This window comes from Limimaricola sp. G21655-S1, assembly GCF_027213785.1.
GTDB lineage: Bacteria > Pseudomonadota > Alphaproteobacteria > Rhodobacterales > Rhodobacteraceae > Limimaricola.
In genome coordinates this window covers 203,401-230,075 of sequence record NZ_JAPWGO010000001.1, presented here as the reverse complement: position 1 = coordinate 230,075, position 26,675 = coordinate 203,401, and the positions used below count along the sequence as shown (strand labels likewise).

Here is a 26,675-nt window from a genome sequence, read left to right as displayed (position 1 = left end):
CGGGGAGGGAACCCGGCGGTCGCCAATCGCATTGGGGCGCCAACAGACGAGACACACCGAAAGTCCCCCCAATGTTCGTGATGCAGATCGCGCTCGGCGGTTGCCTCAAGGCGCCGCCGATCCACTATGGCCTGACCGACGATACGGGCGGTCATATCGCCTATGTGCTCGCCGCGACCCGCGCGCTCGAGGCGCGGTCAGACATTGATCGCATCGACGTGGTGACACGCCGCTTCGACCGGCCGGATCTGGGCATCGCCCATGCCCGACCGCATGAGAGGCTGGGGCCGAAGTCGCGAATCCTGCGGCTGGACGATGGCTGCGGCGACTACCTTTCCAAGGAGGCGTTGGAGGCCCGGATTCCCGCGATCACCGAGGCGTTCCTCGACCATCTCGCCGGGCTCGCCCGCAAGCCCGACGTGATCCACGCGCATTTCGCCGATGCGGCCGAACTGGCCCTCGCGGCACGCGAACGCTTCGGTATCCCGGTGATCTACACGCCGCATTCGCTGGGGCTCGACAAGGCCCGCGCGATGCAGGGCCAGGGGGATGCGATGTCGCGGCGCATCGCCGCCGAAACCCGTGCCATCGCCGGCGCCTGTGCCACGGTCGTCTCCTCGCGCGACGAGGCCGAGCGGCAGGTGGCGGCCTATGCCGGGGCCGATCCGGCCCGGATCCACTGCATCGCGCCGGGCGCCACACTGCCCGGCCCCGCCGACATGCAGGGCGCACAGGCGTTGATCTCGCCCGAACTGGCCCATCCCGATCGCCCCTTCATCCTCGCCGTGGCGCGCCCGGTCGAAAAGAAGAACCTCGCCGGTCTGGTGGCCGCCTATGCGTCGGCGCCAGGTCTGCGCGATCGTGCGAACCTCGTGATCCTCGCCGGGCTGCGCGGCCCGGGCCGCCAGGGCAGCGATGAGCAGCGGCGCGTGATCGCGGGAATCCGTCAGGCGATCCGCACCCACGGGCTCGAAGGACGGGTGGCCCTGCCGCCCGAGCATGACGCGGCAAGCCTCGGCGGCCTCTACCGTCTTGCCGCCGAGCGGCAGGGTGTGTTTGCCAACCCGGCGCTGACGGAACCGTTCGGCCTGACCATCCTCGAGGCCGCGGCCGCGGGACTGCCCGTGGTCGCGACCTGCCATGGCGGCCCTTCCGACATCGTCGCGCGGATCGGCCATGGGCTGACCGCGGAGCCGAGCGATGCGCAGGCCTTTGGCTCGGCGCTGTCGCGGCTGATCGGCGATGCCGAGATGCATGCGCGTTGCCGCGAGGCCGCCGCGTCGCACGAGACCGCCTATTCGTGGGATCACTGGGCCGCCCGGGTCGCCGCGCTCATCGCGCGTATCGCCGCGCCGCGTCCCCTGCCCGTCCCGATCCGGATCCTCGCCAGCGACATCGACAACACGCTGACCGGTGATCGCGACGCGCTGCGCGGCTTCGCGCAATGGCGCATGGGGGACCATGCGCTCTTCGCCGTGGCGACGGGACGCACCATCACCGAGGCGCGGCGCATCCTCGCGGAATGGGAGATCGACGAGCCCGACGCCTTCATTACCTCGGTCGGCACCGAAATCTACCGCCGGGACGCGACCGGCCGGCTGGTCTTCGACGAAAGCTGGGCCCGCGAGATCGAGTGCGACTGGCGCCGCGATGCGATCCGCGACGCGCTCGACAGCCCCTCGATCCGGATGCAGCCCGAGATCGAGCAGCGGCGCTGGAAGCTGGGCTATCTCGGCGATGCACGACAGGCGATGCGGATCCGTAACCGGCTCGACATGGCAGGGCTCGCGGCGCGGGTCATCGCGTCGCATGGGCGCCTGATCGACGTCGTTCCCGTCCGCGCGGGCAAGGGGGCGGCGCTGGGCCATCTGGCGCGCAGCCACGGGCTGAGCCTCGATCACTGCGTGGCGGCAGGCGATTCCGGCAATGACGAATGCATGCTGCGCGCTGCCGGGCGCGCCATCATCGTCGGCAACGCCGATGGCGATCTTGCCCGCCTGCCCCGCCGCCCCGGCCTTTACCGAAGCCCGCTGGCGCATGCGGCGGGGCTGATGGACGGGCTGAGCTGGGCCGGGCTGGCGCCGCAGGAGGTGGATGAGCCGGTCATGCGGGTGGCAGCGGAATGAGGCCGCTGGGATACTTCGTCCATCACCAGGGGCGCGGCCATGCCGAGCGTTGCGCCGCGCTGGCCTGGGCGCTGCCGCCGGAGCGGCCTATCACCATCTTCTGCGCCCGCGACGACATCTTTCCGCCCCTGCCGCCGCAGGCCAGCATCATAACTACCCCCTCTCTGTTCGAGGCCACGGGCGCCGAGGCGCCGGGGCTTGCCGATCTCGACACGCCTGACACGCTGCATTGCGCACCGGTGGGCTGGCCCGGCATCCGCGAGGCGATGGGCCTCATCGCAGGCTGGTTCCGCGAGGCCGATCCGGCGCTGATGGTCTGCGACGTCTCGGCCGAGATCGCGCAGCTCGCGCGGATCTGCTCGGTTCCGCATGTAAAGGTGCTGCAGCATGGCGACCGAAGCGATCCCGGCCATGTCGCCGCCTATCGCGGGGCTTTGGGACTGCTCGCGCCCTGTCACGAGGATCTGGCGCAGCCCGACTGGCCGGGCTGGATGCGGGATAGGACGCATTTCGCGGGCGGCCTCGGGATCGCGCCGATGCCCGGGCGCGCCGAGGCCCGCGCTAGGCTGGGCATCGGCGCCGATGACAGGGTCGCTCTGGTCGTTTCCGGCGGCGGCGGCTCGGGCTTTGCTCAGGCGCCGATCGGTGTCGGCGCCCGCGCCTTTCCCGACTGGCAATGGCACAGCATCGGCCATGTCGCGCGCGACTGGCACGCCACCGAGCCCGGAAACCTGACCCATCACGGCTGGGTCGATGACGCGCCCGACCGGATCGCGGCCGCCGATCTGGTCATCGCCTCGACCGGCAACACCACCTGCCATCAGGTTATGTCGGCAGGCGTGCCGTGGATCGCGGTGCCGGAATGGCGCTACTTCGACGAGCAGCACGCCAAGGCCCGCGCCCTCGATGCGGCCGGTGTCGCCCATGTCGAGCCGCACCTCCCCTCCTCGGTCCATGCATGGCGCGCGGCGGTCGATGCGGTCTTGATGCGCCACGACGCGGCGCGCATGCGCGCGCTCGTCTCCCCCGACGCCGCCCAAGGTGCCGCCGCATGGCTCGAAACGCTGATCCGGCGGAGCTGGGGCCATAGCGCCCCGCTCGCCCTTGTTGCCGAATGAACCCCAGGAGTTACTCATGACCGCTTCCGTCCTGACCATCGCCCGCGGGCGCGATGCGCATCTTGCCAATCTGGTGCGCGGGTTGTCGCGCCAGACCGAACTGCCGACAGAGCTGGTGATCGTGCGCATGCAGGAAGCGGCGTATGCCCTGCCCGACGCTCCCTTCCCGGTGCGGCAGGTGGCGCTGATCCGCGACAGCCTGCCGCTTGCCGAAGCGCGCAATCTCGCCGCCCGCGAAGCACAAGGTGACGAGTTGCTGTTCCTCGACGTCGACTGCATCCCCGATCCCGATTTCGTGGCCGATTACGGCCGCCATCTCGCCGGTTTCGACGGGTTGGTGATGGGCGAGGTCATGTATCTGCCCGATGGGGTGAACCGCGACGGCTGGGACTATGCCGATTTCGAGGCCGTGGCCGAGCGCCATTCCGACCGGCAGGGCCCGCCGCCGCAGGGCATCCGCGGTTGCAACGATTACCGCTGCTTCTGGTCGTTGAACTTCGCGATCCGCCGCGCCGATTTCGATCGTGTCGGTGGCTTTGACACGCGATTCCACGGCTATGGCGGCGAGGATACCGATTTCGGCCGGTCGCTCGAGGAGGCGGGGATGAAGATCGGCTGGGCCAAGGGCGCGCGCGCCTATCACCAGTATCATCCGCACCACATGCCGCCCGTGCATCATCTCGAAAGCGTCGTGCGCAACGCCGAGCTGTTCCGCGAGAAATGGGGCCATCGCACCATGGGGCACTGGCTCCATGCCTTCGAACTGATGGGGCTGATCGCGCAGGACGAAACCGCGATCCGTATCCTGCGCGCGCCCTCCGAGGGGGATCTGGCGCTGACCCGGCACCAGAGCCACCGGCCTTATTGCAACTCGGCCGAGGTGATCCGCGAGATCGAGCGGCGCCGCGCCGCGCCCAGCGCCGCCCCGGTCGCGGCGGAATAGAGGGCCTCAGGCCCCGGCGGTCATGGCCTCCGGGGCGACCTCCAGCTCGTGCGGCGCATAGGTGATCCCCGGCCAGTCCGCCGCGCGCGCCGCGACCGCCTCGGCGTAGAGCGCCTCATAGCCATCCACCATCGCGCGTATCGAGAACCTCTGCTCGACCCGGGCCCGCGCCGCCTCGCGCGGCAAGCTCATCGCCCTGACAAGCGCCCGGGCCAAGCCTTCGGGGTCATTTGGCGGGGCATAGGTGCCGCAGGGGCCGATCACCTCTCGCACCGCGCCCATCTCCACTGCCGCCACCGGCAGGCCGCATGCCATCGCTTCGATCGCCGCAAGGCCGAAGGGCTCGTCCCAGAGCGGCGTGAAGAGCAGAGCCGAGGCCCGTCCGAAGGCCGGGGCCAGATCCGCCCCTGCGAGATGGCCGCCATAGCGAATATCGCCTCCCAGAAGCGGCGCGATTTCGTCCTCGAAGTAATCGCGGTGCTCGATCACCCCGTAAATCGTCAGCTGCACGCCCGCGATCCGCGCCGCCTGCGCTGCCAGATGCGTGCCCTTGGTCGGCGTGATCCGCCCGGCCCAGACCGCCGATCCGTCGCCCGAGGCCGAAAACGGCCAGTCCGCCAGGGCGATGCCGTTGCCTACCACCCGGGCCGAATCCGGCGGAGCCTCCCACCAGCGCCCGAGCTGCAACCGTGAGCAGGTGGTGACGAGGTGCCACGGCGCCACGCTGTCGCCCATCGCCCGGCGCAGCGCCGCGAAGGGCGGCACATGCATCGACGACACCATCGGCAGCCGCCGCGCCCGCGACAGCCGCGGCGGAAAGCGGTGCAACGTATTGTTGTGCACCACGTCGAACGCCCCTGCCGCCACATCGCGGCAAGCCGTCGCGAACGTGGCATCGAGCAGGTCGTTGAGCGTGTCGGTGCCGTGAAAATCATGCCACGGGTAGCGGCGGTCGTAATGTTCCTCCATCACCGCATGCAGCCGCACCCCCGGCGGCGGGGCGCTGTCGCCGCTGGCGAACAGGGTGACCTCGTGACCCCGCCCCGCCAGTTCGCGCGCGAGGTGCCAGCCATGCGCCTCCATGCCCCCCATGAAGGGGGCCCGCAGCGGGTGGCGGATATGGGTCATCAGGGCGATCTTCACGCATGCGCTCCCTTGCGGTTCGTCAGGACTGACAACTGCGCCCCGCGACGGAGGGGTCAAGGCCGGGTGCGGGGCCGCACCGGCGCGAAGCCCACGGAACGAAGCGCCCGACCGCGTCGTTCCATCTGCGAACCCAGGCGGAAAGGATGATCCCATGAGCCTCAAACGGATTCTCGGCGTCATGCTGGCCTCGCGGATGGCCGGGCGCGGTCGGCGCCGTGGCAGCCTCGGCAGCGCGGCGCTGCTCGGCGGACTTGGTGGCCGCGGGCTGCGCGGCAAGGCCGGCGTCGCGGCGCTGGGCTACATGGCCTACCAGGCCTATCGCGATCACCAGTCGCGCCAGCGTGTCAGCGGCTCCACCGCCCACGCGGCATCCAGCGGCTCCGGATCGGGGCTGAGTGGCATCTTCGACCAGATCGCCGGAGCGCTGGGCGGCGAGGCACAATCGACCGAGACGCCCGATCCGCGCCACCAGCAGGCCGCCGAGGCGATGAGCGACGACCGCGCCCTGCTGTTGATCCGGGGCATGATCGCGGCCGCCCATGCGGACGGCAATCTCTCGATGGATGAACGGCACCGCATCGCAGGCCAGCTCGATGAGGCCGAGGCCAGCGCCGATGAGCGGCGGCTGATCGCCACGGAAATCGAGAACCCCAAGCCGATCGATACGCTGCTCGCGCGGATCGACGATCATGACACGGCGATCGAGTTCTACCTTGCTTCCCGCGCCGCGGTGGATTCTGAAACCGAGGCGAACCGCGCCTATCTGACGCTGCTCAGAAATCGGCTCGGCATCACCGAGGAAGAGGCACGCGAGGCCGAGGAACTCGCTCCCTGATCCCGCCTGTCGCGTCTTGAAACATGAAAGGGCCGCTTCCACCCGGAAGCGGCCCTTTCATGACCTTCGGCATCCGGCCTCAGCGGGTTTCGCTCGGCCCCTTGGCATAGGCGTCGGCGGTCTTCTCCGGGCCAGATCGCACGGCCCGGCGCGAGACCTTCTTTTCGCCCGGTTTCACAGTGTTGCCGCCCTCGGCCGCCCCTGCCTTGTCGGGGTCGACCTTGGCGTTCTTGCGCGGACGGCCACGCTTGGGCGCGGCGCCGGGCTCGGCCTTCTTGGCAGCGCTCTTGCGGCGCCCGCCGGTGGCGGGGGTCGTGTCGGCGATCTGTTCGCCGGGCGCCTCCGGCATGCCTTCGCGGGCCTGCTGCACGTCCATCTCGTCGAGCCCGTCCGCGTTCAAGGGCAGGTCGTCGCTGCGACCGGCAAGCCCCGCCGCGGCCGCCGTCTCGGGCGCCACGTCGGTATCGGTCGCGTCTTCGGCGTCGATCTGCGCCACCGCTTCGTGCCAGTGATCCTGGTGACGCCCTTCGGGCGCACCTTCGCGCTGCCACAGATCATAGGCGCGCCGCCGGATCCGTTCTTCCCTGTCCTCGGCCATCGGGGTCCTCCCGGTTGAATCCACGTTCTTTTCCGGAGGTATCGCGGGTTCGCCGGATTTCGAGTCCCCCGTCTGAAAAGATAGCATTCGAAACGACGAAAGCCCCCGGAGGGGCTTCATCGATCTCTCGTTCCGAATGGGAGGAAGTGGCGGACTGGGGAGGATTCGAACCCCCGACCCCTTGATTCGTAGTCAAGTACTCTATCCAACTGAGCTACCAGTCCGCTGTAGAGTGAGGCCGATCTACCGTCCGGTGCCGGGACATGCAAGGGCCGTTTTCGAGAAATCTTCACGTTTCTGCCCGACCTCCCTCCTGCCGTGGCGGCAGGCCTAGCCGACTGCCAGCTGCGGGGCGCTGCGCGGCAGGCAGATCGCGAACTGGGTGCCGGTCTCGTCGCTGCGCGTCAGTTCGAGCCGGCCGCCATGACCGCGCACCAGCTCGGCGGCGATGGCAAGGCCCAGCCCGGTGCCGCCCTTGGCCACGCCGCCGCGAAACGCCCGGAACAGATGCTCCCGCGCCTTGGGCGGCAGGCCCGGCCCGGTATCGGTGACGAAGATCCACCAGGCGTCCTCGTCCTCGCGCGCCGAAACGGTGACGCGCCCGCCCCCGCCCTTCGCCATGATCGCCTGCCGCGCGTTGCGCACGAGGTTCGACAGCACGCGGAACAGCTGCTCGGCATCGGCGCGCAGCACCAGCCCCGGCGGCACCTCGTCGTGGAACTCGACCTCGCCGCCCTCGCCCGCGGCGAGCCGCTCCGCCTCAAGCACTTCCGTGACCAGAGCCGCCAGCGGCAGCCGGGCGAGCTGTGGCGGTGGCTCCTCGGCACGTCCGAAGGCCAGCGACGATTCGCACAGGTTCACAGCGCGGGTGATCGAGCCGACCAGCTTGGGCGCCATGCGCTTGACCAGCGGATCCTCGGAGCTGTCGAGCCGGTCGGCGAAGAGCTGGGCCGAGGTGAGGATGTTGCGCAGGTCATGGCTGACCTTGGCCACGCCGGAGCCGAGCTGGGCCAGCCGGTCCTTCTGGCGCAGCGCCGAAGTGAGCTGCGTTTCCATCGCCTGCAGCGCCGTCTCGGCCTCGCGCAGTTCGCGCAGCCCGGCGCGCGGCGCGATGATCCGGCGCGCATCCTCGGGCGCGTCGGCATAGCTCTGGATCTGCGCCACCACCCGCTTGATCGGGGTCACGAGAAAGGCCTGCACCGCGGCGAAGAGGAGCGCTGCCGTCACCACCGAGATCACCGCCGAGAGAATCAGGATACGCAGACCGTATTCCAGCATTTCGGCGCGCAGCGGTGCCTCGTCCATCGTCACCTCGATTAGAAGCCCGCCCTGCTGCACCGGGTCGCCGATCACCCGGATGATCCGCTCATCGGCGTCGAGAAGGGTGCGCAGCGCGTCGCGGATCAGCTGCAGCGCGGAATCATTGCGCAGATCGTAGGTGGCATGGATCGGCTCGGGTATCGGCGAGGACAGCGCGAGCTGGCGCACCTCGTCGCGCCGGAGCACGACGTTGTAGACGCCGGCATTCTCCAGAAGCTCAGCCTCGAGATCGGCGTCGAGCGTCTCCGAGGCCAAGAGCGCCAGCGAGGCGATCTGCGCCCGCTCGAGCCGCAGTTGCAGGTAGTCCTGCCGGAACCGCGCCACCGAAGGGACGAAGATCAGCACCTCGGCCAGCATCACGAAGACCGTGGTCAGAGCGAGGAATCGTCCGGAGAGGGTATTGAACATCTGGTCCCTTTTGCGCCGCCGGGCGGCCGGACCCTCAGGGAACCCAGCGCTGGACCGCCCGGACGGCTGTCTTCACCCATTCGTTATCAAACAGGCTGGCGCTGAAATAGTTGCCCGCTGCACGTTTGTTGATTTCACCACGGCTCGGATAGGGCAACACGGCGCCGGCGATCTTCGACAGCTTGGTGCCGCTGGCGATGGCGATGGCCCAGACGCCGATCAGGTCGCCTGCTTCCGGCCCGAGGATCGTCGCGCCCACGGGGCGGCCCTTGACCGCCATCAGCTTCAGCATCCCCTCGGTGCGGCCCTCGGCGATGGCGCGGTCGTTCTCGTCGAAGCGCGCGCGGATCACCTTTAGCGCATCGCCATGCCTCTCGCGCGCCTCCGCTTCGGTCAATCCCACCTGCGCGAGGCCCGGATCGGTATAGGTGGCCCACGGGATATGCGCGGTCTTGGCCTTTGATGGCAGGCCGAACAGCATCGAGCGAATGATCACACCGGCATGGTAGCCCGCCACATGGGTGAACATCAGTCCGCCGGCGGCGTCGCCGACGGCATAGACGCGACGATTCGTCTCCGAGCGCAGATCGGCACCGACGGCGATGCCCCTGGGGCCATGTTTCACGTGTGCCACGTCGAGCCCGAGCCCGTCGGTCACCACCTCGCGGCCCACGGCAAGCAGCAGATGCGTCCCTTCGAAGGCGCCCTTCTCGGTCTCGACCCGGATCGCGCCGGCCTCGCCGGAAACGCGCGTGACCTTGGCCTGCTCCTCGATGCGGATGCCCTCCTCGCGCAGCATCGACAAAAGCTGGCCCGCCAGTTCGGGATCGTCCTTGCCCAGCGCCCGGGCGCCCTCGATCACCGACACCTCGCAGCCGAGCCTGCGATGCGCCTGCGCCATTTCGAGGCCGATCGGCCCGCCGCCGATGATCAGCAGATGGTCCGGCTTCTCGCGCAGATCGAAGATCGTCTCGTTGGTAAGGAAAGGCGTCTCCTCGATGCCGTCGATCGGCGGCACCAGCGGACGCGAGCCGGTGGCGAGCACGAAGCGGCGCGCCTTGACGGTGGTATCGCCCGCCCGGAGTTCGTCGGGAGAGGTGAAACAGGCATGCTCGCGGATCACCGTGACGCCGAAACCCTCGTAACGCTCCTGCGAATCGACCGGCGCGATGGTGGCGATGCTGCGCGCGACATGGTCCTTCACCGCGGCGAAATCGATCTCCGGCGCGGTCGGCGTGATCCCCATCTCGGCGCCCTTGGTCATCGAATGCGCCTGCTTGGCCGCGGCCAGCATTGCCTTGGAGGGCACGCAGCCGCGATTGAGGCAGTCGCCGCCCATCTCGCCCTTCTCGATCAACACCACGCGCGCGCCCATCTGCGCCGCGCCGGCCGCGACCGAAAGCCCGCCCGATCCGGCGCCGATGATGCAGACGTCGCAGTCGATGTGGCTCATGCGAGACCTTTCCGGCCCTTCACGACCTTGATGAGAAGCGGCAGCGCCGAAAGCGCGGCCAGTCCGAGCAGCGGCAAGAGCACCTGCGGCTCGAAGATGATGCCGAGATCGGGGGCCTCTCCGGCGGCGAAGACCGCGCCCAGACCCGCACCGACGGATGTGAAGACCAGTGCGCCCGGCGTGATGCCCAGAAGCGTGGTGATCGCGAAGGGCACCAGCCCCACGCCGACCAGCGCCGGCAGCAGGTTGGCCACGAAGAAGGGCACGACCGGCAACAGCCGCAGCAGGAACAGCATCGACCACTGGTTTTCCTGGATGCCCTCCTTGATCCGCTTCAGCCGGCCTTCGGATGTATCCATGCCCTTCGACAGCCGCCGCCCCAACCCGGCGCGCGCCGCGAGGAAGATCAGCACCGCGCCCAGCGTCGCGCCGACGACGTTGAACAACACGCCCGGAAAGGTCCCGAACAGGAAACCCCCGGTGAGCGTCGCCACGGTGGCCCCGGGCAACGAGAAGGCCACGATCGCCACATAGGCGGCGACGAAGCCCGCCACGGCCAGCGCGTAATTGGCGTCGCGCCAGGCGATCAGCGCCTCGCGGTTGTCGCGCAGCGTCTCGAAGCTCAGCACGTCCCGCAGGAAGAAGGCCCCGATCAGCGCCACCGCGCCGATCACGAGAATCGGCAGGTAACGGGTCCAGCCGGTACGCGCAGGCCCCGGCTCATCCGTGTTTTCGCTGCTCATAAGTGCCTCGCCGGACATGTCATATCTTCAGACATGCACCGGCGCCGGGGCCGCGCCCAGCCCCCTCGCGCCCTGTTGATCCGAGGCACGCGACTGTAACATTGCGCATCGGGCAGGATTCCGGCCCGCCCTGCGTTGACAGGGTGCCGATGCCTCTTTATGGCACGGGCTTCGAATGATGGCAGGCCCCGAATCCGGCATGGACGGCGGACGGCGCGGCCCCTTGAGACGGAGAAAGCGCAATGAAACGCACGTTCCAACCCTCGAACCGTGTGCGCAAGTCGCGTCACGGCTTCCGCGCCCGCATGGCCACCAAGGCCGGCCGGAAGATCATCAACGCCCGCCGCGCGCAGGGCCGCAAGGTGCTGAGCGCCTGATCACCCAAGTGGTGACGGACCAGAAGACCCCCGTGGCCGGCAGAGATGCCGCCGCGAAGGGGTCTTTCGGCGTTGGTATCGACAAGATCCGCAAACGCCCCGACTTCCTGCGCGCCGCCCGGGCGCTGCGGCAGGGCACGACCGGATTCCACCTGCAGGCCAACCCGCGCGGCGATGGCTCCGATGCCGTGCGCATCGGCTTCACCTGCTCCAAGAAGGTCGGGAACGCGGTCGCGCGCAACCGGGCCAAGCGCCGCCTGCGCGAGGTGGCCCGCAAGGTGCTGCCCGAGCAGGGACGCGCCGGCTGGGACTACGTGCTGATTGGCCGGGCCGAGGTCACCGCCACGCATGATCTCGAGCAGATGGCCCGCGATCTCGAATGGGCGCTGTCCCGCGTCCACGCCCAGGCATGAGCCCGCTCGCGCAGGTCTTGGCCCTGCCAGTGCGGCTCTACCGCCTCACCTTCTCGCCGATGGTCGGCCATGGCTGCCGATTTCACCCGACCTGCTCGGCCTATGCGCTCGAGGCGCTGGAACGGCATGGCGGCCTCAAGGGCGGTTGGCTGGTGCTGCGCCGCCTCGCTCGCTGCCACCCTTGGGGCGGCAGCGGCATCGACAACGTGCCCGACTGACGCCTGCCGGGCCGGTCATTGCCGGAGCGTGATGACACCTCAGGCGATCCGGTCGCCGGCCCCGGCCTGGTAGGTGTCCGGATTCATGTGGATGATGATCGCCACGCCGTCCTCGTCGAACAGGCTTTCCTCGGCACCCTCTTCCTAACAGCCTGCGGCCACCACTGCTCCCGGGCCTTTCCTCGCGGGCGCGCGCGTGGCATATCCTCGCCGATCGAAAGGAGCCCCGATCATGCTCGACGACGCTCAGGACGACCTTCAGGACGACATCCACCCGCTCTTTGCCGGCGCGCCCAAGACCACGGAGTTCCGCAAGCTGCGCAAGCGGATCATCCGCGACACCCGCGAGGCGATCGAGAAATACGGCATGGTCGAGCGTGGCGCGCGCTGGCTCGTCTGCCTCTCGGGCGGCAAGGACAGCTACACCCTGCTCGCCGCGCTGACCGAGCTGCAATGGCGCGGGCTGCTGCCTGTCGAGATCCTGGCCTGCAACCTCGATCAGGGCCAGCCGGGCTTTCCGGCGACCGTGCTGCCGGAGTTCCTCGAACGCATGGGCGTGCCGCACCGCATCGAGTATCAGGACACCTATTCCATCGTCATGGACAAGGTCCCGCAGGGGCGCACCATGTGCGCGCTCTGTTCGCGCCTGCGCCGCGCCAATCTCTACCGTGTCGCCCGGGAGGAGGGCTGCTCGGCCGTGGTGCTGGGCCATCACCGTGACGACATGCTCGAGACCTTCTTCCTCAACCTGTTCCACGGCGGCAAGATCGCGACGATGCCGCCCAAGCTGGTCAATGACGAGGGCGACCTGTTCCTCTACCGCCCGCTCGCTCATGTGGCCGAGGCCGATTGCGAGAAGTTCGCGACCGCGATGAACTATCCGATCATCCCCTGCGATCTCTGCGGCAGTCAGGACGGGCTGCAGCGTCAGCAGATCAAGCAGATGATCGACCAGTGGGAGAAGAACGCGCCCGGCCGACGCCAGAAGATGTTCGCCGCGCTGAGCCAGGTCCGCCCGAGCCACATGCTCGATCCGGCGCTGTTCGACTTCGCGGGGCTCGGTTTGACCGGCAGCGCCGACAAGGCGGGCGATTGAGGCAATTCTAACAACTCCCCCTCCCGGCCGTTAACGCGCCGCTCAGATCGCTATCCTAATCTGCAATCCGTTCAGGCTGGGCGCCGCCGCGCCCCGCCGCCCATCGCGGAATGGATGCATGGATGCGCAGCACGGCTCGAACCCATCTGCCTCAGGGATGCGCCCCGATCCTCGGGCGAATCGGCGGGCCGGCGCGGCTGCTGGGTCAGGTCCTCGCACCGTTGCTGCTGCTGGGCGCGCTCCTTCTGGGCGGGGCGCCGGGCGCCGCAATGGTGGCGGCGGCGCTACCGCTCACGATCGCCGCCGCTCTGGGACGACCAATCCTGTCGACCTGCACCTCTCTGGATTCGCTGACCGGGCTGGGCGACCGCCGGTCCCTGACTGCCGAACTCGACCGGATGCTGCTGCGCGGACACCGCGGGGCGCAGGGGGCGGCAGCGATGGTGATCGAGATCGACGGCTTCAAACGGATCGAGCAGCGCCACGACCGCATGGCGGTCGAACGAGTGCTGCGGGTGGTGGGCGAGCGGCTGCAGGATGGGCTGCGCGCCGATGACAGCCTGTCTCGCCTCGACGGGCCCTGCTACGGCGTGGCGCTCGCCCCCGACCGCCGGCTCGACCTCGAATCCGCGATCCAGCTGGGGCAGCGGTTGCAACAGGCATTGGCCGAACCGATCGAGGTGGAGGACGCGCAGGCGCATGTCACCGCCTCGGTTGGCTTTGCGTTGGCGGGAAAGAGCCCCTCCTCCGACGGGACCGCGCTGCTGCAGGCGGCGACCCTGGCTCTGATCGAGGCGCAGCGCGGCGGCGCGGCCTCGATCCGCAGCTATTCCAATGCGATGCAGCACCGCGTCAGCATCCGCAACAGCCTCTCGGACGAGATCGCCGCCGCGCTCGACCGTGGCGACATCACCGCGCATTTCCAGCCGCAGATCTCGATCCCGGACGGTCGGGTCAGCGGTGTCGAGGCGCTGGCGCGCTGGCACCACGCCGATCGGGGCTTGATTCCCCCCGCCGAATTCCTGCCCGTCGCGGAGCAGGCCGGGCTGATGGGGCGGCTGGGCGAGGTGATGGTCCAGGACGGGCTCAACGCCTTGCGGCTTTGGGACGCGGCGGGGCTGGCGGTGCCCCGGGTCGCGGTCAATTTCTCACAAAGCGAGCTGGCCGACCCCCGCCTGATCGATCGGCTCGCCTGGGAGCTGGATCGCTTCGACCTGTCGCCGGACCGGCTCGTGATCGAAGTGCTGGAGACCGTCGTGGCGCAGCGCATCGAGGACATGGTGGTGCGCAACCTCTCCGGGCTGGCCCGGCTGGGCTGCCGGCTCGACCTCGATGATTTCGGCACCGGCCATGCCGCGATCACCGCGATCCGCCGCTTTTCGATCCAGCGCATCAAGATCGACCGGTCCTTCGTCAGCCGGATCGACAGCGACGCCGAGCAGCAAAAGATGGTCTCGGCGATTCTGACCATGGCCGAGCGGCTCGGGCTCGAGACCCTTGCCGAAGGGGTCGAGACCCAAGGCGAGCGCGAGATGCTGGCCAAGCTGGGATGCGGCCATGCCCAGGGCTTTGGCATTGCCCGCCCGTTGCCGCGCCCCGAAGCCGAGGCCTGGATCCGGGCCCGCCTCGCCGATGCGACCGCCCCCGATCGCGCCCGCCGCGCCATCTGAAAGCCACGCGCGGGGGCCTGCCGGAATGGGCGAACGGCGCCGCGGCAGGGGCGCGCCGCGGGCGAAAGAGCTTGACCTTCGGACCCTCGCCCTGTTGAACCGCCACTGACCTTTTCCGGCGATCCGAGGCGGCTTTTCATGGACGATCAGAACAAGAACCTGATCCTGGCGACAGTGCTCAGCCTGGTGGTGATCCTGGGCTGGTTCCTGATCTTTCCTCCCGAGGAGCAGGCGCCCTCGCCGGAGGTCGACGAGATCTCGACCGCGCCCACCGAGGATCTGGGCCCCGGCACCGCCTCTGACGCGGTACCCGGCAGCGCGCTGGAGCAAGCTGCCCCGGTGGCGCAGGAAGCGCCCCGCGTCACCGTCGAAACGCCGAGCCTGACCGGTTCGCTGTCGCTGCGCGGCGGCCGGATCGACGACCTGTCTCTGGCCGACTACCACGAGACGCTCGACCCCGAGAGCCCGCTGGTGCGGCTGCTGTCGCCGGTCGGCTCCGACACGCCCTATTACGCGGTCTGGGGCTGGGCCCCGGTCGGCGGCGAGGCCGGCCCCCTGCCCGGCCCGGACACGCTGTGGACGCTGGAAAGCGGCGAGACGCTGACCCCCGACAGCCCCGTGACGCTGTCCTGGGACAATGGCGAAGGCCTCGTTTTCCGCCGCACCGTTTCGGTCGATGACAAGTTCATGTTCGACGTCGAGCAGACCGTCGAGAACACCACCGACGCGCCCGTCACCCTCGCCCCCTACGGCTTCGTGGCGCGGCATGGGGAGCCGGACACCCAAGGCTTCTTCATCCTGCATGAAGGCGTGGTGCGGATGACCGACGGCACGCTCGAGGAGATCGACTACGGCGACATGCCCGATCTCGAACCCGATGCCCGCGGCGCGGGCCGGGTCGACGTGGCCGAGGTCGCGGGCAACGGCTGGACCGGCTTCACCGACAAGTACTGGATGACCACGCTGATCCCCGAGCCGGGCACGCCGTTCCGCTCCGTGGTGCGTTATTCCGACCGTTCCGAGGTGTACCAGACCGATGCCGTGCTGCCGGCTGTCGAGGTCGCGCCCGGCGCCACCGCCTCTTCCGAAACCCGCCTCTTCGCGGGTGCCAAGGAATGGGAGGCGATCCGCGGCTACCAGAACGAAGGCGGTATCGAAGGCTTCGTCGACAGCATCGACTGGGGTTGGTTCTTCTTCCTGACCAAGCCGATCTTCATGCTGCTGCACTTCCTCAACGGGCTGATCGGCAACATGGGCTGGGCGATCGTCGCGCTGACCGTGATCCTCAAGGCGATCGTGTTCCCGCTGGCCTACCGCTCCTACGTCTCGATGGCGCGGATGAAGGAACTCCAGCCCGAAATGGAGAAGCTCAAGGAGCAGGCCGGCGACGACCGCCAGAAGCTCCAGCAGGGCATGATGAAGCTCTACAAGGAGAACAAGGTGAACCCGGCCTCGGGCTGCCTGCCGATCCTGCTGCAGATCCCGATCTTCTTCTCGCTCTACAAGGTGATCTTCGTCACCATCGAACTGCGCCATGCCGAGTGGTTCGGCTGGATCCGCGACCTCTCGGCGCCGGACCCGTCCTCGATCCTCAACCTGTTCGGCCTGCTGCCCTTCGACGCGCCCGATCCGACCAGCTTTCTCGCGATCATCTCGCTGGGCGTCCTGCCGATCCTTCTGGGCATCTCGATGTGGCTGCAGCAGAAGCTGAACCCGGCCCCCACCGATCCGACCCAGAAGATGGTCTTCGCCTGGATGCCTTGGGTGTTCATGTTCATGCTCGGCAACTTCGCCGCCGGCCTGGTGCTCTACTGGATCACCAACAACGTGATCACCTTCGTCCAGCAATACGCGATCATGCGCAGCCACGGCGCCAAGCCGGACGTGTTCGGCAACATCCGCTCGGGCTTCAAGCGCAAGCCCAAGCCCGCCGAGGCCAAGGCCGCCAACGCGCCCGGGAAACCGAAGAAGTGAGCGGCATGCAGATGAGCTTTCCCGAGGCCGCCCCGCCCGAGCCCGACGCGGCCGAGGCGGGGCGGCTTCTGTTTGCCGGCGAGGTCGAGTTCCTCAAGGGCGTCGTCGCGATGTCGGGCCTGCCGCCCGCCGACCGGCTGGAGGTCTGCTTCGCGGGGCGCTCCAATGTCGGCAAGTCGTCCCTGATCAACGCGCTCACGGGGCGCAAGGCGCTGGCGCGCGCCTCCAACACGCCGGGGCGCACCCAGGAGATCAACTTCTTCACCGCCGCCGACAGCCACTACATCGTCGACCTGCCGGGCTACGGCTTTGCCAACGCGCCGGTCGCGGTGGTCGAGAAGTGGCAGCGGCTGCTGAAGCAATACCTTTCGGGCCGCCCCACCCTGCGCCGGGCCTTCGTGCTGATCGACGCGCGCCACGGTGCCAAAAAGGTCGACGAAGAGATCATGACGCTGCTCGACCGCTCGGCGGTGCCGTTCCAGGTCGTGATGACCAAGATCGACAAGGTGAAGAAGAGCGAGCTGGAGCAGAGCCTCGGCCTGACCCGCGCCGCGCTGGCCAAACACCCGGCCGCCTATCCCGAGCTGGTACTGACCAGCTCCGAGAAGGGCGACGGCATCGAGACGCTCCGCGCGATCATCGCGGGGCTTGCCTGACGCCTTTCCTGACGCATTGAACAGGGGCCTCTGATGAGGACGCAGAAGATGGATCGAGACTGGATCGCCACCGCCAAGACGCTCTCGGAAGCCCTGCCCTACCTGCAGCGCTATTCCGGCGCGATCGTCGTGGTGAAGTTCGGCGGCAACGCCATGGGCGATGCCGATGCGATGGCCGAGTTCGCCCGCGACATCGTGCTGATGCGCCAGGTCGGCGTGAACCCGGTGGTCGTGCATGGCGGCGGGCCGATGATCAACGAGATGCTCGGCAAGCTCGGCATCAAGTCCGATTTCGTGCGCGGCAAGCGCGTCACCGACCAGGCCACCGTCGAGGTGGTCGAGATGGTGCTGACCGGTCTCGTCAACAAGCGCATCGTTCAGGCCATCATGGATGAGGGCGGCCGCGCCGTCGGTCTCTCCGGCAAGGATGACGACCTGATGGTCGCGGTGGCCGACGATCCCGAGCTGGGCTTCGTGGGCCGCCCGGTCGAGATGAACGTGCAGGTGCTGCGCGACATGTTCGGCGCCGGCATCATCCCGGTGGTCGCGCCGGTGGCGACCGGCATGGACCCGAACGAGACCTTCAACGTCAACGGAGACACCGCCGCCGGTGCCATCGCCGGCGCGCTCAAGGCGGACCGGCTGCTGCTGCTGACCGACGTGTCGGGCGTCAAGGATGCGAGCGGCGAGGTCGTCACCCAGCTATCCCCCGAGCAGGTCCGTCAGATGACCGCCGACGGCACCATCGCCGGCGGCATGATCCCCAAGACCGAGACGGCGCTGATGGCGCTGGAGCAGGGGGTGCGCGCCGTGGTGATCCTCGACGGCCGCCTGCCCAACGCCTCGCTTCTGGAACTGTTCACCGAGCATGGCGCCGGTTCGATCATCCGCTCGAGCGAGAGCCGGATGAAGCCGCGCAACGAGACATGAGCCTCGAACTCGTCCTGATCCGCCACGCCAAGTCCGATTGGGGCGATTCCGGGCTGCGCGACCACGCCCGGCCGCTGGCGGCGCGCGGGCGCCGCGACGCGCCGCGCATGGGTGCTTGGCTCGCGGCGGGTGGGCACGTGCCCCAGCTGGTGCTCTGCTCGGACGCCGTGCGCACGCGCGAGACGCTGGCGCTGATGCAGCCCGAATGGGCCGAGGCGCCCGAGATCCGCCACGAGGCCACGCTCTACGCCGCCCCGCCGCGCCAGCTTCTGGCGGCGCTGAAGGACGTGCGGGCCCAGCGGGTGGCGCTCGTCGCCCACAACCCCGGCATCGGCCGCCTCGCCGCCGATCGGGCGGCAGAGGCCCCGGCGCATCCGCGTTTTCGCGACTACCCGACCTGCGCGGTCACGGTGCTGCAATTCGATGCGCGGGACTGGGCCGCCATCGGCAAGGGCCGCGTCGCCGCCTTCGCCATTCCAGCCGACCTCTGAACGGCGAAAGGGGCCGCTTTCGCGCCCCCTCCCTGCTTCGTTGGCTGAACGCCCGTCTTCGCGGCCTTGCGCGCCGCGTCGCGGTCAATGGCCGAGGATCTGGCTCAGGAACAGCTTCGTCCGGTCGGATTTCGGGTTCTTGAAGAAGGCCTCCGGCTCGTTCTGCTCGACGATCTGGCCCTGATCCATGAAGATCACCCGGTTGGCGACCTGCCGCGCGAAGCCCATCTCGTGGGTCACGCAGAGCATGGTCATGCCCTCCTCGGCCAGCTCGATCATGGTGTCGAGCACCTCCTTGATCATCTCCGGATCGAGCGCCGAGGTCGGCTCGTCGAACAGCATGATCCGCGGCTTCATGCACAGGCTCCGCGCGATGGCGACGCGCTGCTGCTGACCGCCCGAGAGCTGGCCGGGATACTTGTGCGCCTGCTCGGGGATCTTCACCTTCTCGAGGAAATGCATCGCGATTTCCTCGGCTTCGCGCTTGGGGGTCTTGCGGACCCAGATCGGCGCGAGGGTGCAGTTCTCGAGGATCGTCAGATGCGGGAAGAGGTTGAAGTGCTGGAAGCACATCCCGACCTCGGAGCGGATCTTGTCGATGTTCTTCAGATCCGAGGTGAGTTCGATCCCGTCGACCACGATCTTGCCGGCCTGATGCTCCTCGAGCCGGTTGATGCAGCGGATCAGCGTCGACTTGCCCGAGCCCGAAGGCCCGCAGATCACGATCCGCTCGCCGCGATAGACGGTGAGGTCGATGTCGCGCAGCACGTGGAACGAGCCGTACCACTTGTTCATGTTCGAAATTTCGATCGCGACCTCGTCGGAGACCTGCATCTGGCTGCGATCGATGGTGCGGGCGGTGGTGGTGTCGGTCATCACACCCTCCTTACTTGTGGCCGCGCTGGAGCTTTTTCTCCAGGTACAGCGAATAGCGGGACATGCTGAAGCAGCAGGTGAAGAACAGCAGGCCGATGAAGACGAAGAGCTCCCAGTAGATGCCGTTCCACGCGGTCGAGGCGCGGATCGCGTTGCTGAGGCCGATCGGGTCCAGCAGGCCGATGAACACCACCAGGGTCGTGTCCTTGAACAGGCCGATGAAGGTGTTGACGATGCCGGGGATCGAGATCTTCAGGGCCTGCGGCAGGATGATCAGCCGCATCGATTGCCAATAGGAGAGGCCGAGGCTGTCGGCGCCCTCGTACTGGCCCTTGGGCAGCGCGGCGAGGCCGCCGCGCACCACTTCGGCGATATAGGCCGCGGCGAAGAGCGTCACCATGATGATGACCCGCAGCATCAGGTCGAAATTGGTCCCCGGCGGCAGGAAGTAGTTCAGCAGCAGGGACGCGGTGAACAGCCAGACGATCAGCGGCACGCCACGGATGATCTCGATGAAGCCCACCGAGATCTTGTTGATGATGAACAGGTCCGACTGCCGCCCCAGCGCCAGGAGGATGCCCAGCGGCAGCGACAGGATGATGCCGGCGATGCCGATGATGAAGGAGAGCATGAACCCGCCGAAATCCTGGCTCGGCACGTATTCGATGCTCAGCGACACCGCCTGCTCCAGTTCCCGCGCGAGCGGGCCTGCTGTGTAGAGCCAGTAGATGATCGGCAGCGCCGCCGCGACGATGGAGGCGATGAGCGTGCCCGCCAGGGGTGCCAGCGCCCGCCACGCGGCCCAGCCCAGCACGAAGCCGAGCGCGACCGAAACCGGGAACCAGACCGAGCCGCCCCAGAGCAACCAGAACATCACGAAGGGCGAGACCGCGGTAAGCGCCAGCGCCTTGCGGGGCGTATGCGGGAACAGCACCGGCGCGATGGCGGCGAGGAAGATGATCAGCGACAGCACCGGGCGCCAGTAGAGTTCGCGCGGGTAGAAGCCGAACATCAGCTGCTGCCAGCGGTCGGTCAGCACCGCCCAGCAGGCGGCCGAGGTGCCCTCGGGCAGCGTGGCGTCGCGGATCTCGCGGCATTCGCTGAGCGACGAGGCGTCCCAGATGCCCCTGAGCGCCCATGGCATGGTGTGCGACAGCGCCCACCAGATCACGTAGAGCGAGATCAGCGTCGTGATGATGTTGAACCAGCCGGAGAACAGGTTCTCGCGCATCCAGAGGACGGCGCCGCGGTTGCCCGCCGGCGGCTCGGATTGCGGGATCATGCTCTCGCGGACGAAGGAGACGGTTTGCGCATGCGTGTCGGACATCTCAGCGCTCCTTCAGCTTCACGCTGGCGTTGTAGAGGTTCATCGCGCTCGAGATCACGAGGCTGGTGACGAGGTAGAACAGCCCGAGAAGCAGCATCCCCTCCAGCTCCTTGCCGGTCTGGTTGATTGTGATACCGCCCAATGTCGAACGCACATCCATGTAACCCACCGCGATCGCCAGAGACGAGTTCTTGGTGAGGTTGAGATATTGCGAGATCATCGGCGGGATGATGACGCGCAGCGCCTGCGGCAGGATCACCAGCCGCATGGTACGCGAGGGCTTGATGCCCAGCGCGTAGGCCGCCTCGGTCTGGCCCTTGGACACCGACAGGATGCCGCCGCGCACGTTCTCGGCGATGAAGGCGCCGGTATAGAGCGACAGCGCCAGCCACAGCGCGATCAGCGAGTTGCGAAGCTGCAGCCCGCCCTCGAAGTTGAAGCCGCCCAGCACCGGGCGCTCGAACTCCACCGGCATGCCGCGGCGGATCGTGTCGGACAGCGCCACGGCGCCTGCAGGCACTGTGGCGAGATCGACCGAGGCCGGCAGCGACAGCACGTTGCAGTTGCCCGCCTCGAGCGCGGCGAGTGCGCCCGCGGCGTCCTCGACGGCGACGTAGTTGAAGCGGATCTCCTGGCTGCGCATCAGCCGGCGCAGGTTCAGCGATTCGGTGGAGAACGGCACCGCGCAGGCGTTGATCGTCTGCTGGCTGGCGGCGTAATCGGTCAGCGTCATACCCTCGGTGGCGCCGGTGGCCAGCACCGGCTGCGTCACCCGGCCCGAGGTCATGCCCAGCGCCAGGAAGGCGACGGCGGTCGGAACGATCAGCAGCCCCAGCGTGCCCCAGCCGATCGGCAGGATGCGCCCGGTCTGCTCCTGCGTGCGATGCGCGTAGCGCCGCCAGAAGAAGATCGCGACCAGCGACACGAGGAACACGGCGAGCAGGATGCCCGCGCCCGCGCCCCAGAACGGCGCCGGGATGAACACGCCGCGATTGGTGATGGCGATGGTGTCGCCGAGGATCATCGAGGCGTCGCCGCCCTCGCGGAAATCGCGGGGCTGCGGCGTGGCCTCGGTCATCAGGGCGAAGACGAGAAGGATCCATAGCAGCACGGGGATGTTGCGGAAGCCCTCGACATAGACGGCCATCAGCTTGGCCACGAGCCAGTTCTTGGACAGGCGCAGCACCCCTGCCAGAACGCCGACGACGGTGGCCAGCGCGCAGCCCAGCACCGCGATCAGCAGCGTGTTGAGAATCCCTACCAGCGCGGCTCGGCCGTGGGACGAGGCGCTGTCATATTCGATCAGGCGCTGGTTGATGTCGTAGCCCGCGCGTTGGCCGAGAAAGCCGAAGTCGAAATCCTTGCCCAGTGCCGAGAGGTTGGCGATGGTGTTCGATACCAGCCAGCTCAACCCCAGCATCAGCGCGATGAAGGCGATCACCTGGATCGTGAGGGAGCGGTAGCGGGTATCGTAGATGAGTTGGCTCGGCCGGAAACCGGCCTTCGGAGCATCCGAGGTCGTGGTCATGCAATGGTCCCCGTTGGTCCCCTCGCCGGTTGCGCGCCGGTTGCTCCGGCTGCGCCCTGCGCTCGGGGGCGGCGGCGCTTCGCGCCTTGTCCGTGATTGGTGGGGAGGGGCGCGGAACGCCCCTCCCGGGATGCTTAGCGGAACGGCGGCGCGTAGATCAGACCGCCATTGGTCCACTGCGCGTTCAGACCGCGCGCCAGACCGATCGGGGTGTTCTCGCCGATGTTCTTCTCGAAGATCTCGCCATAGTTGCCGCCGGCGGCGATCGCGTTCTTGGCCCACTCGTTCTCGAGGCCGATCATCGCGCCCAGCTCGCCTTCGGTGCCCAGCAGGCGGTTCACCTCGGGGTTGGTGCCCGGCGCGGCCGCCAGCTCGTTGACATTGGCCGAGGTCACGCCGAATTCTTCGGCCGCGATCAGCGCGTTGAGGGTCCAGCGCACGATGTCGCCCCACTCGTTGTCGCCATGGCGCACCAGCGGGCCGAGCGGCTCCTTGGAGATGATCTCGGGAAGGATCACGTGCTCGCCCGGGTTCTCGAAGGTGGCGCGGGTCGCGGCGAGGCCGGAGGCGTCGGTGGTGTAGGCGTCGCAGGCACCGGCGAGGTACTGCTGCTGCGCCTCGGCGTTGGTCTCGACCGGGACCGGTTCGTAGCTGATGTTGTTGTTGCGGAAGAAGTCCGCGAGGTTCAGCTCGGTGGTGGTGCCGGTCTGGATACAGACGGTGGCGCCGTCGAGATCCTTGGCCGAGGACACGCCCAGCGCGGTCGGCACGATGAAGCCCTGGCCGTCATAATAGTTGACGCCGGCGAAATCGAACTTGAGATCGGTGTCGCGCGAGAAGGTCCAGGTGGTGTTGCGGGCCAGCATGTCGATCTCGCCCGAGGCCAGCGCGGTGAAGCGGGTCTGGCCGGTGGTGGGCACGAAGTTGACGGCGGTCGGATCGCCCAGCACGGCGGCGGCGACGGCGCGGCAGACGGCGACGTCGAAGCCCTCCCAGACGCCGTTGGCGTCGGGGGCGCCGAAGCCGGCCAGGCCGGTCACCACGCCGCAGTTCAGCTCGCCCCGCTCCTTGACATCGTCAAGCGTGGCGGCCTGCGCCGCTCCGGCGACGAGACCGGTGACGGTCAGCGCGCCGAAGAGTACGGATTTCTTCATGAATAACCTCTTCCTGAGTTGCGGCCCCTCTTGGCGGGGGCGGCATTCTTGTTGCCGGGCCGCCACGCGGCGCGGCGATCTGCAAGGACCGTTAAGATCCCGACGGCGCCAGTTGGGCAATCTTTCGCCGTCAGGTCAAGGGCTGGCCCCTGTCCTTGCCGGACACAGACGCGGGGTAAATAAGCAGGGGCGCATGCAAAACGGGCGGTTCACCGAAGAACCGCCCGCTCAGGATGCGCAGAACCGGTCGAGGTGCCGCCTAGTGCAGCAGTCGCCAGAAGGCGGCCGCGTCGAGAAAAGCGGCGCGCTTGACCTGCGCCATCGCCTCCGCCTCCTCGTCGGCACCCCATTGTTCGATCTGCCATTCCTCGTCGAGCCGCGACAGGCGCCAGGCCTCCTCGGCCTCCAGACGCTCCTCGATGACCGCGAGCGCCAGCACCAGCGAGCCCGACAGTGCCACGAGATCGTGAAAGGCCGCGAGGGCGAATGGCTCCATCTCGCGCACCGGGGCCGACAGCCGCTCCAGCGCGGCCGCGTCCTGCGTCACCGGCATGACGCCGGACACGGTGGAGAGGTCCGCGCCGTAACGCTGCCTCGCCCAGTCGAGCAAGGGATCCCACTCGACCGCCTGCCGGGCCACTAGCTCGGCCGGGCCCAGGGCGCGGTAGCACAGGAGGTCCGAACCGCCATAGGCCGCCAGCATCTCGGCCACCTCGGCACGCTGCAGGGCGACCTTGTCGATCGCCGAGTTCGAGGTGCGGGTGACCGGCATGCTGCGGGGATCGATCCGCTCCTCCTGGGCCTGCCACTCGGCGGCGACCGCCCGTGCCAGCGCCTGCGTCGGCAGCACCAGCGCCGCCTTGGCGGGGGTGCGCACCGGCCGGCTGTCGAGCAGCACCTGCCAGCCGCCGTCTGTGGGGGCGATGCCGGCCTCTCTCCAGAACCGCTTGGCCTTCCATTCGCTCATCAGGTCGTCTCCGTCAGCTCGTCGAGCGCAGGCGCGAGCCCGGCCCAGTCGTGGATGATCCGGTCGGCCATGAGCCCGGCCGCCGGCTGGTAGCCCCAGCCCACCCCGATCGAGGCCACACCCGCGGCGCGCGCCATGTCCACGTCGAAGCGGGTGTCGCCCACCATCACGGCCCGCCGCGCCGCCACACCGGTATCAATGAGCGCGGCCTGGATCATCGCCGGGTTCGGCTTGGAGGGGTGGTCGTCTGCGGTCTGTCGGCTGTGGAACATTCCCTCCAGCCCATGCGCCTCGATCAGCCGGTCGAGCCCGCGCCGCGACTTGCCCGTCGCCACCGCCAAAAGCGTGAAGGGCTCGCCCGCAAGCCGGTCGAGCGCCTCGCGCGCCCCGGGATAGAAGGGGCTGCTTTCGGGCCCATGCGCCTGCCGCAGATCGGCATAGGCGGTGCAGTAGGTTGCGATCATGCGGGCGCGGGCGTCACCGTCCCGGTCCCCCGCCAGCCGCAAGAAGGTCTCGGGCAGCGACAGCCCCACGCCCGACAGCACCCGCTCGCGCGGCGGCGTCTCCAGCCCCTCCGAGGCGAAGGCGGCCGCCATCGCGGCGAGGATGTCGCGCTGGCTGTCGACCAGCGTGCCGTCGACGTCGAAGATCACCAGCCGCAGGTCGCTCATGCCAGCGGGTCGTTCGGATCGAAGGGGTCCATCGGCGCCTCGCGCGCATCCCATCCGAAAAAGTCCCAGGTCCGCTCCATGTGCTCGGGCAGCGGCGCCACGAGTTGCAGTACCGCCTTGGTCACCGGGTGCTCGATCTTCAGCGAGCGCGCATGCAGGTGCAGCTTGCGGTCGATCTCGGCGCCAAGGCCGGAGCCCCAGCCATCGCCGAGATTTTCCTGGCTCGAACCGCCATATTTGCCGTCGCCCACAACCGGGTGGCCGATCTCGGCCATGTGGGCGCGCAGCTGGTGGGTGCGCCCCGTCACCGGCACCAGCGCCATCCACGACACCCGCTGTCCGAGCGCGCTGATCGTGGCGAATTCTGTCGTGGCGCGCTTTGCGCCCGGCGTCTTGTCGACCTCGGCGGGGTGGATGCACTGCATCTTCTCGCCCTCGCCGCCCTTGCCATGGCCCATCGCCTTCACGAGGCCATACTTGATGATGCCCGCGCGCGGCTGCGGCGCACCGGCGACGGCGGCCCAGTAGATCTTGCGCGTCTCGCGGTGCTTGAGGTTCTCGGTCAGCCCCTTGGCGGCGGTGCGGGTGCGCGCCAGCAGCAGCACGCCGGAGGTATCCTTGTCGAGCCGGTGCACGAGGCGCGGCTTGTCCTCGAAGCCGTCGCGCAGCGCCTCGGCGAGACCGTCGACATGCTTGGAAACGCCGGAGCCCCCTTGGGTCGGCAGGCCGGCGGGCTTGTTGATCGCGATGATGTGGTCGTCGCGGTAGATCACGCAGCTGCGGATCATCTCCGCGTCCTTCTTGGAAATCTGGCTGCGGTCCACGGGCCGGCTCTCGACCTCGTGCGCCTCGGGAATGGGGGGCACGCGCACGCTCTGGCCGACCTCGAGCCGCGTCGCGGGCTTCACGCGACCGCCCTCGACCCGAAGCTCGCCCTTGCGGCACATCTTCTCGATCCGGGTCTGGACCAGATGGGGAAACCGCCGCTTGAGCCAGCGGTCGAGCCGCTGGTCGCCCTCGTCGGCCCCGACGGTGATGGTCTGCACGCCGCTCATGAAAGGCTCCTTGCGATCCAGAGGCCCAAAGCACAGGCCACGATTGAGAGAATGACCGATCCCGCCACATAGGCCAGCGCCGCGCTCATGCGGCCCGCCTCGACGAGGCGCAGCGCGTCGAGCGAGAAGGCCGAAAAGGTGGTGAAGCCGCCCAGCAGCCCGGTGATCAGCAGCGGCGCCAGAGGCGCGCCGCGACCCGCAAGCCACACGAACAGCGCGCCGATCGCGAAGCTGCCCGCGACGTTCACGGCGACCGTGCCCATGGGAAAGGCCACGGCCTGCCCCACGAGAAATCGCAGGCTCGCGCCCGCGGCGCCACCGAAGGCCACCAATGCAAGGGATGTCATCATCCGCGCGGTGTCGTTGTGCCGGCCCGGCTTGTCAAGCGCCGCCCCTGTTCATCTTTCCCAAATACGCCGGGGGAGGCCGCAGGCCGGGGGCAGCGCCCCCCCCCCCGGGCGGGGGGGGGCCCCGGGGCCCCCGCGGGGGGGGGGGGGGGGGGGCGGGGGGGGGGGGCGGCGCGGGGGGGGGGGGGGGGGGGGGGGGGGGGGGGGGGGGGGGGGGGGGGGGGGGGGGGGGGGG

26 protein-coding genes and 1 tRNA gene are annotated in these 26,675 nt (G+C 68.6%); 13 read left to right on the top strand and 14 right to left on the bottom strand.

The window, feature by feature from the left end:
• Positions 1-71 precede the first annotated feature (71 nt).
• Genes O4G76_RS01240 through O4G76_RS01230 form a run of 3 tightly spaced genes read left to right on the top strand, consistent with a single transcriptional unit; the run spans position 72 to position 4,187 of the window.
• Positions 72-2,126: an HAD-IIB family hydrolase gene (locus O4G76_RS01240; protein ID WP_269395609.1), complete on the top strand. Its 2,055-nt coding sequence runs from the start codon at positions 72-74 to the stop codon at positions 2,124-2,126.
• Complete coding sequence (locus tag O4G76_RS01235) at positions 2,123-3,244, top strand: glycosyltransferase (protein WP_269395608.1); 1,122 nt, start codon at positions 2,123-2,125, stop codon at positions 3,242-3,244. Before O4G76_RS01240 ends, O4G76_RS01235 begins: the two co-directional genes overlap by 4 nt.
• Positions 3,245-3,260: 16 nt before the next feature.
• A complete protein-coding gene (locus O4G76_RS01230; RefSeq protein ID WP_269395607.1) occupies positions 3,261-4,187 on the top strand; it encodes a galactosyltransferase-related protein in 927 nt (308 codons plus the stop codon).
• Positions 4,188-4,193: 6 nt separating this feature from the next.
• Here the strand turns inward: O4G76_RS01230 and O4G76_RS01225 are convergent, their stop codons facing one another.
• Entirely contained in the window at positions 4,194-5,330 is a 1,137-nt protein-coding gene (locus tag O4G76_RS01225; protein WP_269395606.1) for a glycosyltransferase, read from the bottom strand.
• A 154-nt stretch (positions 5,331-5,484) separates the two neighbouring features.
• On the opposite strand from O4G76_RS01225, the gene O4G76_RS01220 reads away from it, so the two are divergent.
• Complete coding sequence (locus O4G76_RS01220) at positions 5,485-6,168, top strand: tellurite resistance TerB family protein (RefSeq protein WP_269395605.1); 684 nt, start codon at positions 5,485-5,487, stop codon at positions 6,166-6,168.
• A 79-nt stretch (positions 6,169-6,247) separates the two neighbouring features.
• Here O4G76_RS01220 and O4G76_RS01215 read toward each other — a convergent pair whose 3' ends face one another.
• From O4G76_RS01215 to O4G76_RS01195, 5 genes are all read right to left on the bottom strand, one after another.
• Positions 6,248-6,766 (bottom strand): DUF2934 domain-containing protein, encoded by a 519-nt coding sequence (locus O4G76_RS01215; protein ID WP_269395604.1) that lies wholly within the window; start codon positions 6,764-6,766, stop codon positions 6,248-6,250.
• 147 nt (positions 6,767-6,913) lie between these two features.
• Positions 6,914-6,990: transfer RNA gene (locus tag O4G76_RS01210), tRNA-Arg, on the bottom strand.
• Positions 6,991-7,096: 106 nt separating this feature from the next.
• Positions 7,097-8,494, bottom strand: coding sequence for a HAMP domain-containing sensor histidine kinase (locus O4G76_RS01205; RefSeq protein WP_269395603.1), 1,398 nt, complete (start codon positions 8,492-8,494; stop codon positions 7,097-7,099).
• A gap of 34 nt (positions 8,495-8,528) precedes the next feature.
• Positions 8,529-9,947, bottom strand: coding sequence for an NAD(P)/FAD-dependent oxidoreductase (locus O4G76_RS01200; protein ID WP_269395602.1), 1,419 nt, complete (start codon positions 9,945-9,947; stop codon positions 8,529-8,531).
• Positions 9,944-10,690, bottom strand: coding sequence for a TVP38/TMEM64 family protein (locus tag O4G76_RS01195; RefSeq protein WP_269395601.1), 747 nt, complete (start codon positions 10,688-10,690; stop codon positions 9,944-9,946). The genes O4G76_RS01200 and O4G76_RS01195 overlap by 4 nt, the downstream gene beginning before the upstream one ends.
• A 242-nt stretch (positions 10,691-10,932) precedes the next feature.
• Between O4G76_RS01195 and rpmH the strand changes: the two genes are divergently transcribed.
• From rpmH to O4G76_RS01150, 9 genes are all read left to right on the top strand, one after another.
• Positions 10,933-11,067 carry a 50S ribosomal protein L34 gene (gene rpmH / locus O4G76_RS01190; RefSeq protein WP_017928060.1) on the top strand — a complete coding sequence of 45 codons (135 nt, stop codon included), beginning with the start codon at positions 10,933-10,935 and terminating at the stop codon, positions 11,065-11,067.
• Between the two features lie 32 nt (positions 11,068-11,099).
• Positions 11,100-11,480: a ribonuclease P protein component gene (gene rnpA, locus O4G76_RS01185; protein ID WP_269395600.1), complete on the top strand. Its 381-nt coding sequence runs from the start codon at positions 11,100-11,102 to the stop codon at positions 11,478-11,480.
• Positions 11,477-11,698, top strand: coding sequence for a membrane protein insertion efficiency factor YidD (gene yidD / locus O4G76_RS01180; protein WP_269395599.1), 222 nt, complete (start codon positions 11,477-11,479; stop codon positions 11,696-11,698). Before rnpA ends, yidD begins: the two co-directional genes overlap by 4 nt.
• Positions 11,699-11,930: 232 nt before the next feature.
• The gene (gene ttcA, locus O4G76_RS01175) at positions 11,931-12,794 is read left to right on the top strand and encodes a tRNA 2-thiocytidine(32) synthetase TtcA (protein WP_269395598.1); all 864 of its coding nucleotides are present in this window, start codon (positions 11,931-11,933) and stop codon (positions 12,792-12,794) included.
• Positions 12,795-12,916: 122 nt separating this feature from the next.
• Positions 12,917-14,464: a bifunctional diguanylate cyclase/phosphodiesterase gene (locus O4G76_RS01170; protein WP_269395597.1), complete on the top strand. Its 1,548-nt coding sequence runs from the start codon at positions 12,917-12,919 to the stop codon at positions 14,462-14,464.
• A 138-nt stretch (positions 14,465-14,602) separates the two neighbouring features.
• Complete coding sequence (gene yidC / locus O4G76_RS01165) at positions 14,603-16,438, top strand: membrane protein insertase YidC (RefSeq protein ID WP_269395596.1); 1,836 nt, start codon at positions 14,603-14,605, stop codon at positions 16,436-16,438.
• Positions 16,439-16,443: 5 nt separating this feature from the next.
• Complete coding sequence (gene yihA, locus O4G76_RS01160; RefSeq protein WP_269395595.1) at positions 16,444-17,094, top strand: ribosome biogenesis GTP-binding protein YihA/YsxC; 651 nt, start codon at positions 16,444-16,446, stop codon at positions 17,092-17,094.
• Between the two features lie 33 nt (positions 17,095-17,127).
• A complete protein-coding gene (gene argB / locus O4G76_RS01155) occupies positions 17,128-18,024 on the top strand; it encodes an acetylglutamate kinase (protein ID WP_085894952.1) in 897 nt (298 codons plus the stop codon).
• Positions 18,021-18,515, top strand: a complete 495-nt coding sequence (locus O4G76_RS01150; protein ID WP_269395594.1) for a histidine phosphatase family protein — start codon at positions 18,021-18,023, stop codon at positions 18,513-18,515. Before argB ends, O4G76_RS01150 begins: the two co-directional genes overlap by 4 nt.
• 84 nt (positions 18,516-18,599) lie before the next feature.
• Here O4G76_RS01150 and O4G76_RS01145 read toward each other — a convergent pair whose 3' ends face one another.
• From O4G76_RS01145 to O4G76_RS01110, 8 genes are all read right to left on the bottom strand, one after another.
• On the bottom strand, positions 18,600-19,391 hold the full coding sequence (locus O4G76_RS01145) for an amino acid ABC transporter ATP-binding protein (RefSeq protein ID WP_269395593.1): 792 nt from the start codon (positions 19,389-19,391) through the stop codon (positions 18,600-18,602).
• A 10-nt stretch (positions 19,392-19,401) separates the two neighbouring features.
• On the bottom strand, positions 19,402-20,718 hold the full coding sequence (locus tag O4G76_RS01140; protein WP_269395592.1) for an amino acid ABC transporter permease: 1,317 nt from the start codon (positions 20,716-20,718) through the stop codon (positions 19,402-19,404).
• A gap of 1 nt (position 20,719) precedes the next feature.
• Positions 20,720-22,246 (bottom strand): amino acid ABC transporter permease, encoded by a 1,527-nt coding sequence (locus O4G76_RS01135; protein ID WP_269395591.1) that lies wholly within the window; start codon positions 22,244-22,246, stop codon positions 20,720-20,722.
• 134 nt (positions 22,247-22,380) lie between these two features.
• The gene (locus O4G76_RS01130) at positions 22,381-23,400 is read right to left on the bottom strand and encodes an amino acid ABC transporter substrate-binding protein (RefSeq protein ID WP_085894957.1); all 1,020 of its coding nucleotides are present in this window, start codon (positions 23,398-23,400) and stop codon (positions 22,381-22,383) included.
• Positions 23,401-23,659: 259 nt separating this feature from the next.
• Positions 23,660-24,367 carry an ATP12 family chaperone protein gene (locus tag O4G76_RS01125; RefSeq protein ID WP_269395590.1) on the bottom strand — a complete coding sequence of 236 codons (708 nt, stop codon included), beginning with the start codon at positions 24,365-24,367 and terminating at the stop codon, positions 23,660-23,662.
• Complete coding sequence (locus O4G76_RS01120) at positions 24,367-25,038, bottom strand: HAD-IA family hydrolase (protein ID WP_269395589.1); 672 nt, start codon at positions 25,036-25,038, stop codon at positions 24,367-24,369. Before O4G76_RS01120 ends, O4G76_RS01125 begins: the two co-directional genes overlap by 1 nt.
• A complete protein-coding gene (locus O4G76_RS01115) occupies positions 25,035-26,093 on the bottom strand; it encodes an RluA family pseudouridine synthase (RefSeq protein WP_269395588.1) in 1,059 nt (352 codons plus the stop codon). The genes O4G76_RS01120 and O4G76_RS01115 overlap by 4 nt, the downstream gene beginning before the upstream one ends.
• Positions 26,090-26,443, bottom strand: a complete 354-nt coding sequence (locus tag O4G76_RS01110; RefSeq protein WP_269395587.1) for a CrcB family protein — start codon at positions 26,441-26,443, stop codon at positions 26,090-26,092. The genes O4G76_RS01115 and O4G76_RS01110 overlap by 4 nt, the downstream gene beginning before the upstream one ends.
• Between the last annotated feature and the right edge of the window lie 232 nt (positions 26,444-26,675).

Coding starts and splice junctions, on each gene's coding strand:
- rpmH (WP_017928060.1), top strand. CDS start 10,933: ATGAAACGCACGTTCCAACCCTCGAACCGTGTGCGCAAGTCGCGTCAC.
- O4G76_RS01170 (WP_269395597.1), top strand. CDS start 12,917: ATGCGCAGCACGGCTCGAACCCATCTGCCTCAGGGATGCGCCCCGATC.
- O4G76_RS01140 (WP_269395592.1), bottom strand. CDS start 20,718: ATGTCCGACACGCATGCGCAAACCGTCTCCTTCGTCCGCGAGAGCATG.
- O4G76_RS01150 (WP_269395594.1), top strand. CDS start 18,021: ATGAGCCTCGAACTCGTCCTGATCCGCCACGCCAAGTCCGATTGGGGC.
- O4G76_RS01145 (WP_269395593.1), bottom strand. CDS start 19,391: ATGACCGACACCACCACCGCCCGCACCATCGATCGCAGCCAGATGCAG.
- yihA (WP_269395595.1), top strand. CDS start 16,444: ATGCAGATGAGCTTTCCCGAGGCCGCCCCGCCCGAGCCCGACGCGGCC.
- ttcA (WP_269395598.1), top strand. CDS start 11,931: ATGCTCGACGACGCTCAGGACGACCTTCAGGACGACATCCACCCGCTC.
- O4G76_RS01230 (WP_269395607.1), top strand. CDS start 3,261: ATGACCGCTTCCGTCCTGACCATCGCCCGCGGGCGCGATGCGCATCTT.
- yidD (WP_269395599.1), top strand. CDS start 11,477: ATGAGCCCGCTCGCGCAGGTCTTGGCCCTGCCAGTGCGGCTCTACCGC.
- O4G76_RS01200 (WP_269395602.1), bottom strand. CDS start 9,947: ATGAGCCACATCGACTGCGACGTCTGCATCATCGGCGCCGGATCGGGC.
- O4G76_RS01115 (WP_269395588.1), bottom strand. CDS start 26,093: ATGAGCGGCGTGCAGACCATCACCGTCGGGGCCGACGAGGGCGACCAG.
- O4G76_RS01110 (WP_269395587.1), bottom strand. CDS start 26,443: ATGATGACATCCCTTGCATTGGTGGCCTTCGGTGGCGCCGCGGGCGCG.
- O4G76_RS01220 (WP_269395605.1), top strand. CDS start 5,485: ATGAGCCTCAAACGGATTCTCGGCGTCATGCTGGCCTCGCGGATGGCC.
- O4G76_RS01135 (WP_269395591.1), bottom strand. CDS start 22,246: ATGACCACGACCTCGGATGCTCCGAAGGCCGGTTTCCGGCCGAGCCAA.
- argB (WP_085894952.1), top strand. CDS start 17,128: ATGAGGACGCAGAAGATGGATCGAGACTGGATCGCCACCGCCAAGACG.
- O4G76_RS01195 (WP_269395601.1), bottom strand. CDS start 10,690: ATGAGCAGCGAAAACACGGATGAGCCGGGGCCTGCGCGTACCGGCTGG.
- O4G76_RS01205 (WP_269395603.1), bottom strand. CDS start 8,494: ATGTTCAATACCCTCTCCGGACGATTCCTCGCTCTGACCACGGTCTTC.
- O4G76_RS01125 (WP_269395590.1), bottom strand. CDS start 24,367: ATGAGCGAATGGAAGGCCAAGCGGTTCTGGAGAGAGGCCGGCATCGCC.
- O4G76_RS01120 (WP_269395589.1), bottom strand. CDS start 25,038: ATGAGCGACCTGCGGCTGGTGATCTTCGACGTCGACGGCACGCTGGTC.
- O4G76_RS01240 (WP_269395609.1), top strand. CDS start 72: ATGTTCGTGATGCAGATCGCGCTCGGCGGTTGCCTCAAGGCGCCGCCG.
- O4G76_RS01130 (WP_085894957.1), bottom strand. CDS start 23,400: ATGAAGAAATCCGTACTCTTCGGCGCGCTGACCGTCACCGGTCTCGTC.
- yidC (WP_269395596.1), top strand. CDS start 14,603: ATGGACGATCAGAACAAGAACCTGATCCTGGCGACAGTGCTCAGCCTG.
- O4G76_RS01215 (WP_269395604.1), bottom strand. CDS start 6,766: ATGGCCGAGGACAGGGAAGAACGGATCCGGCGGCGCGCCTATGATCTG.
- O4G76_RS01235 (WP_269395608.1), top strand. CDS start 2,123: ATGAGGCCGCTGGGATACTTCGTCCATCACCAGGGGCGCGGCCATGCC.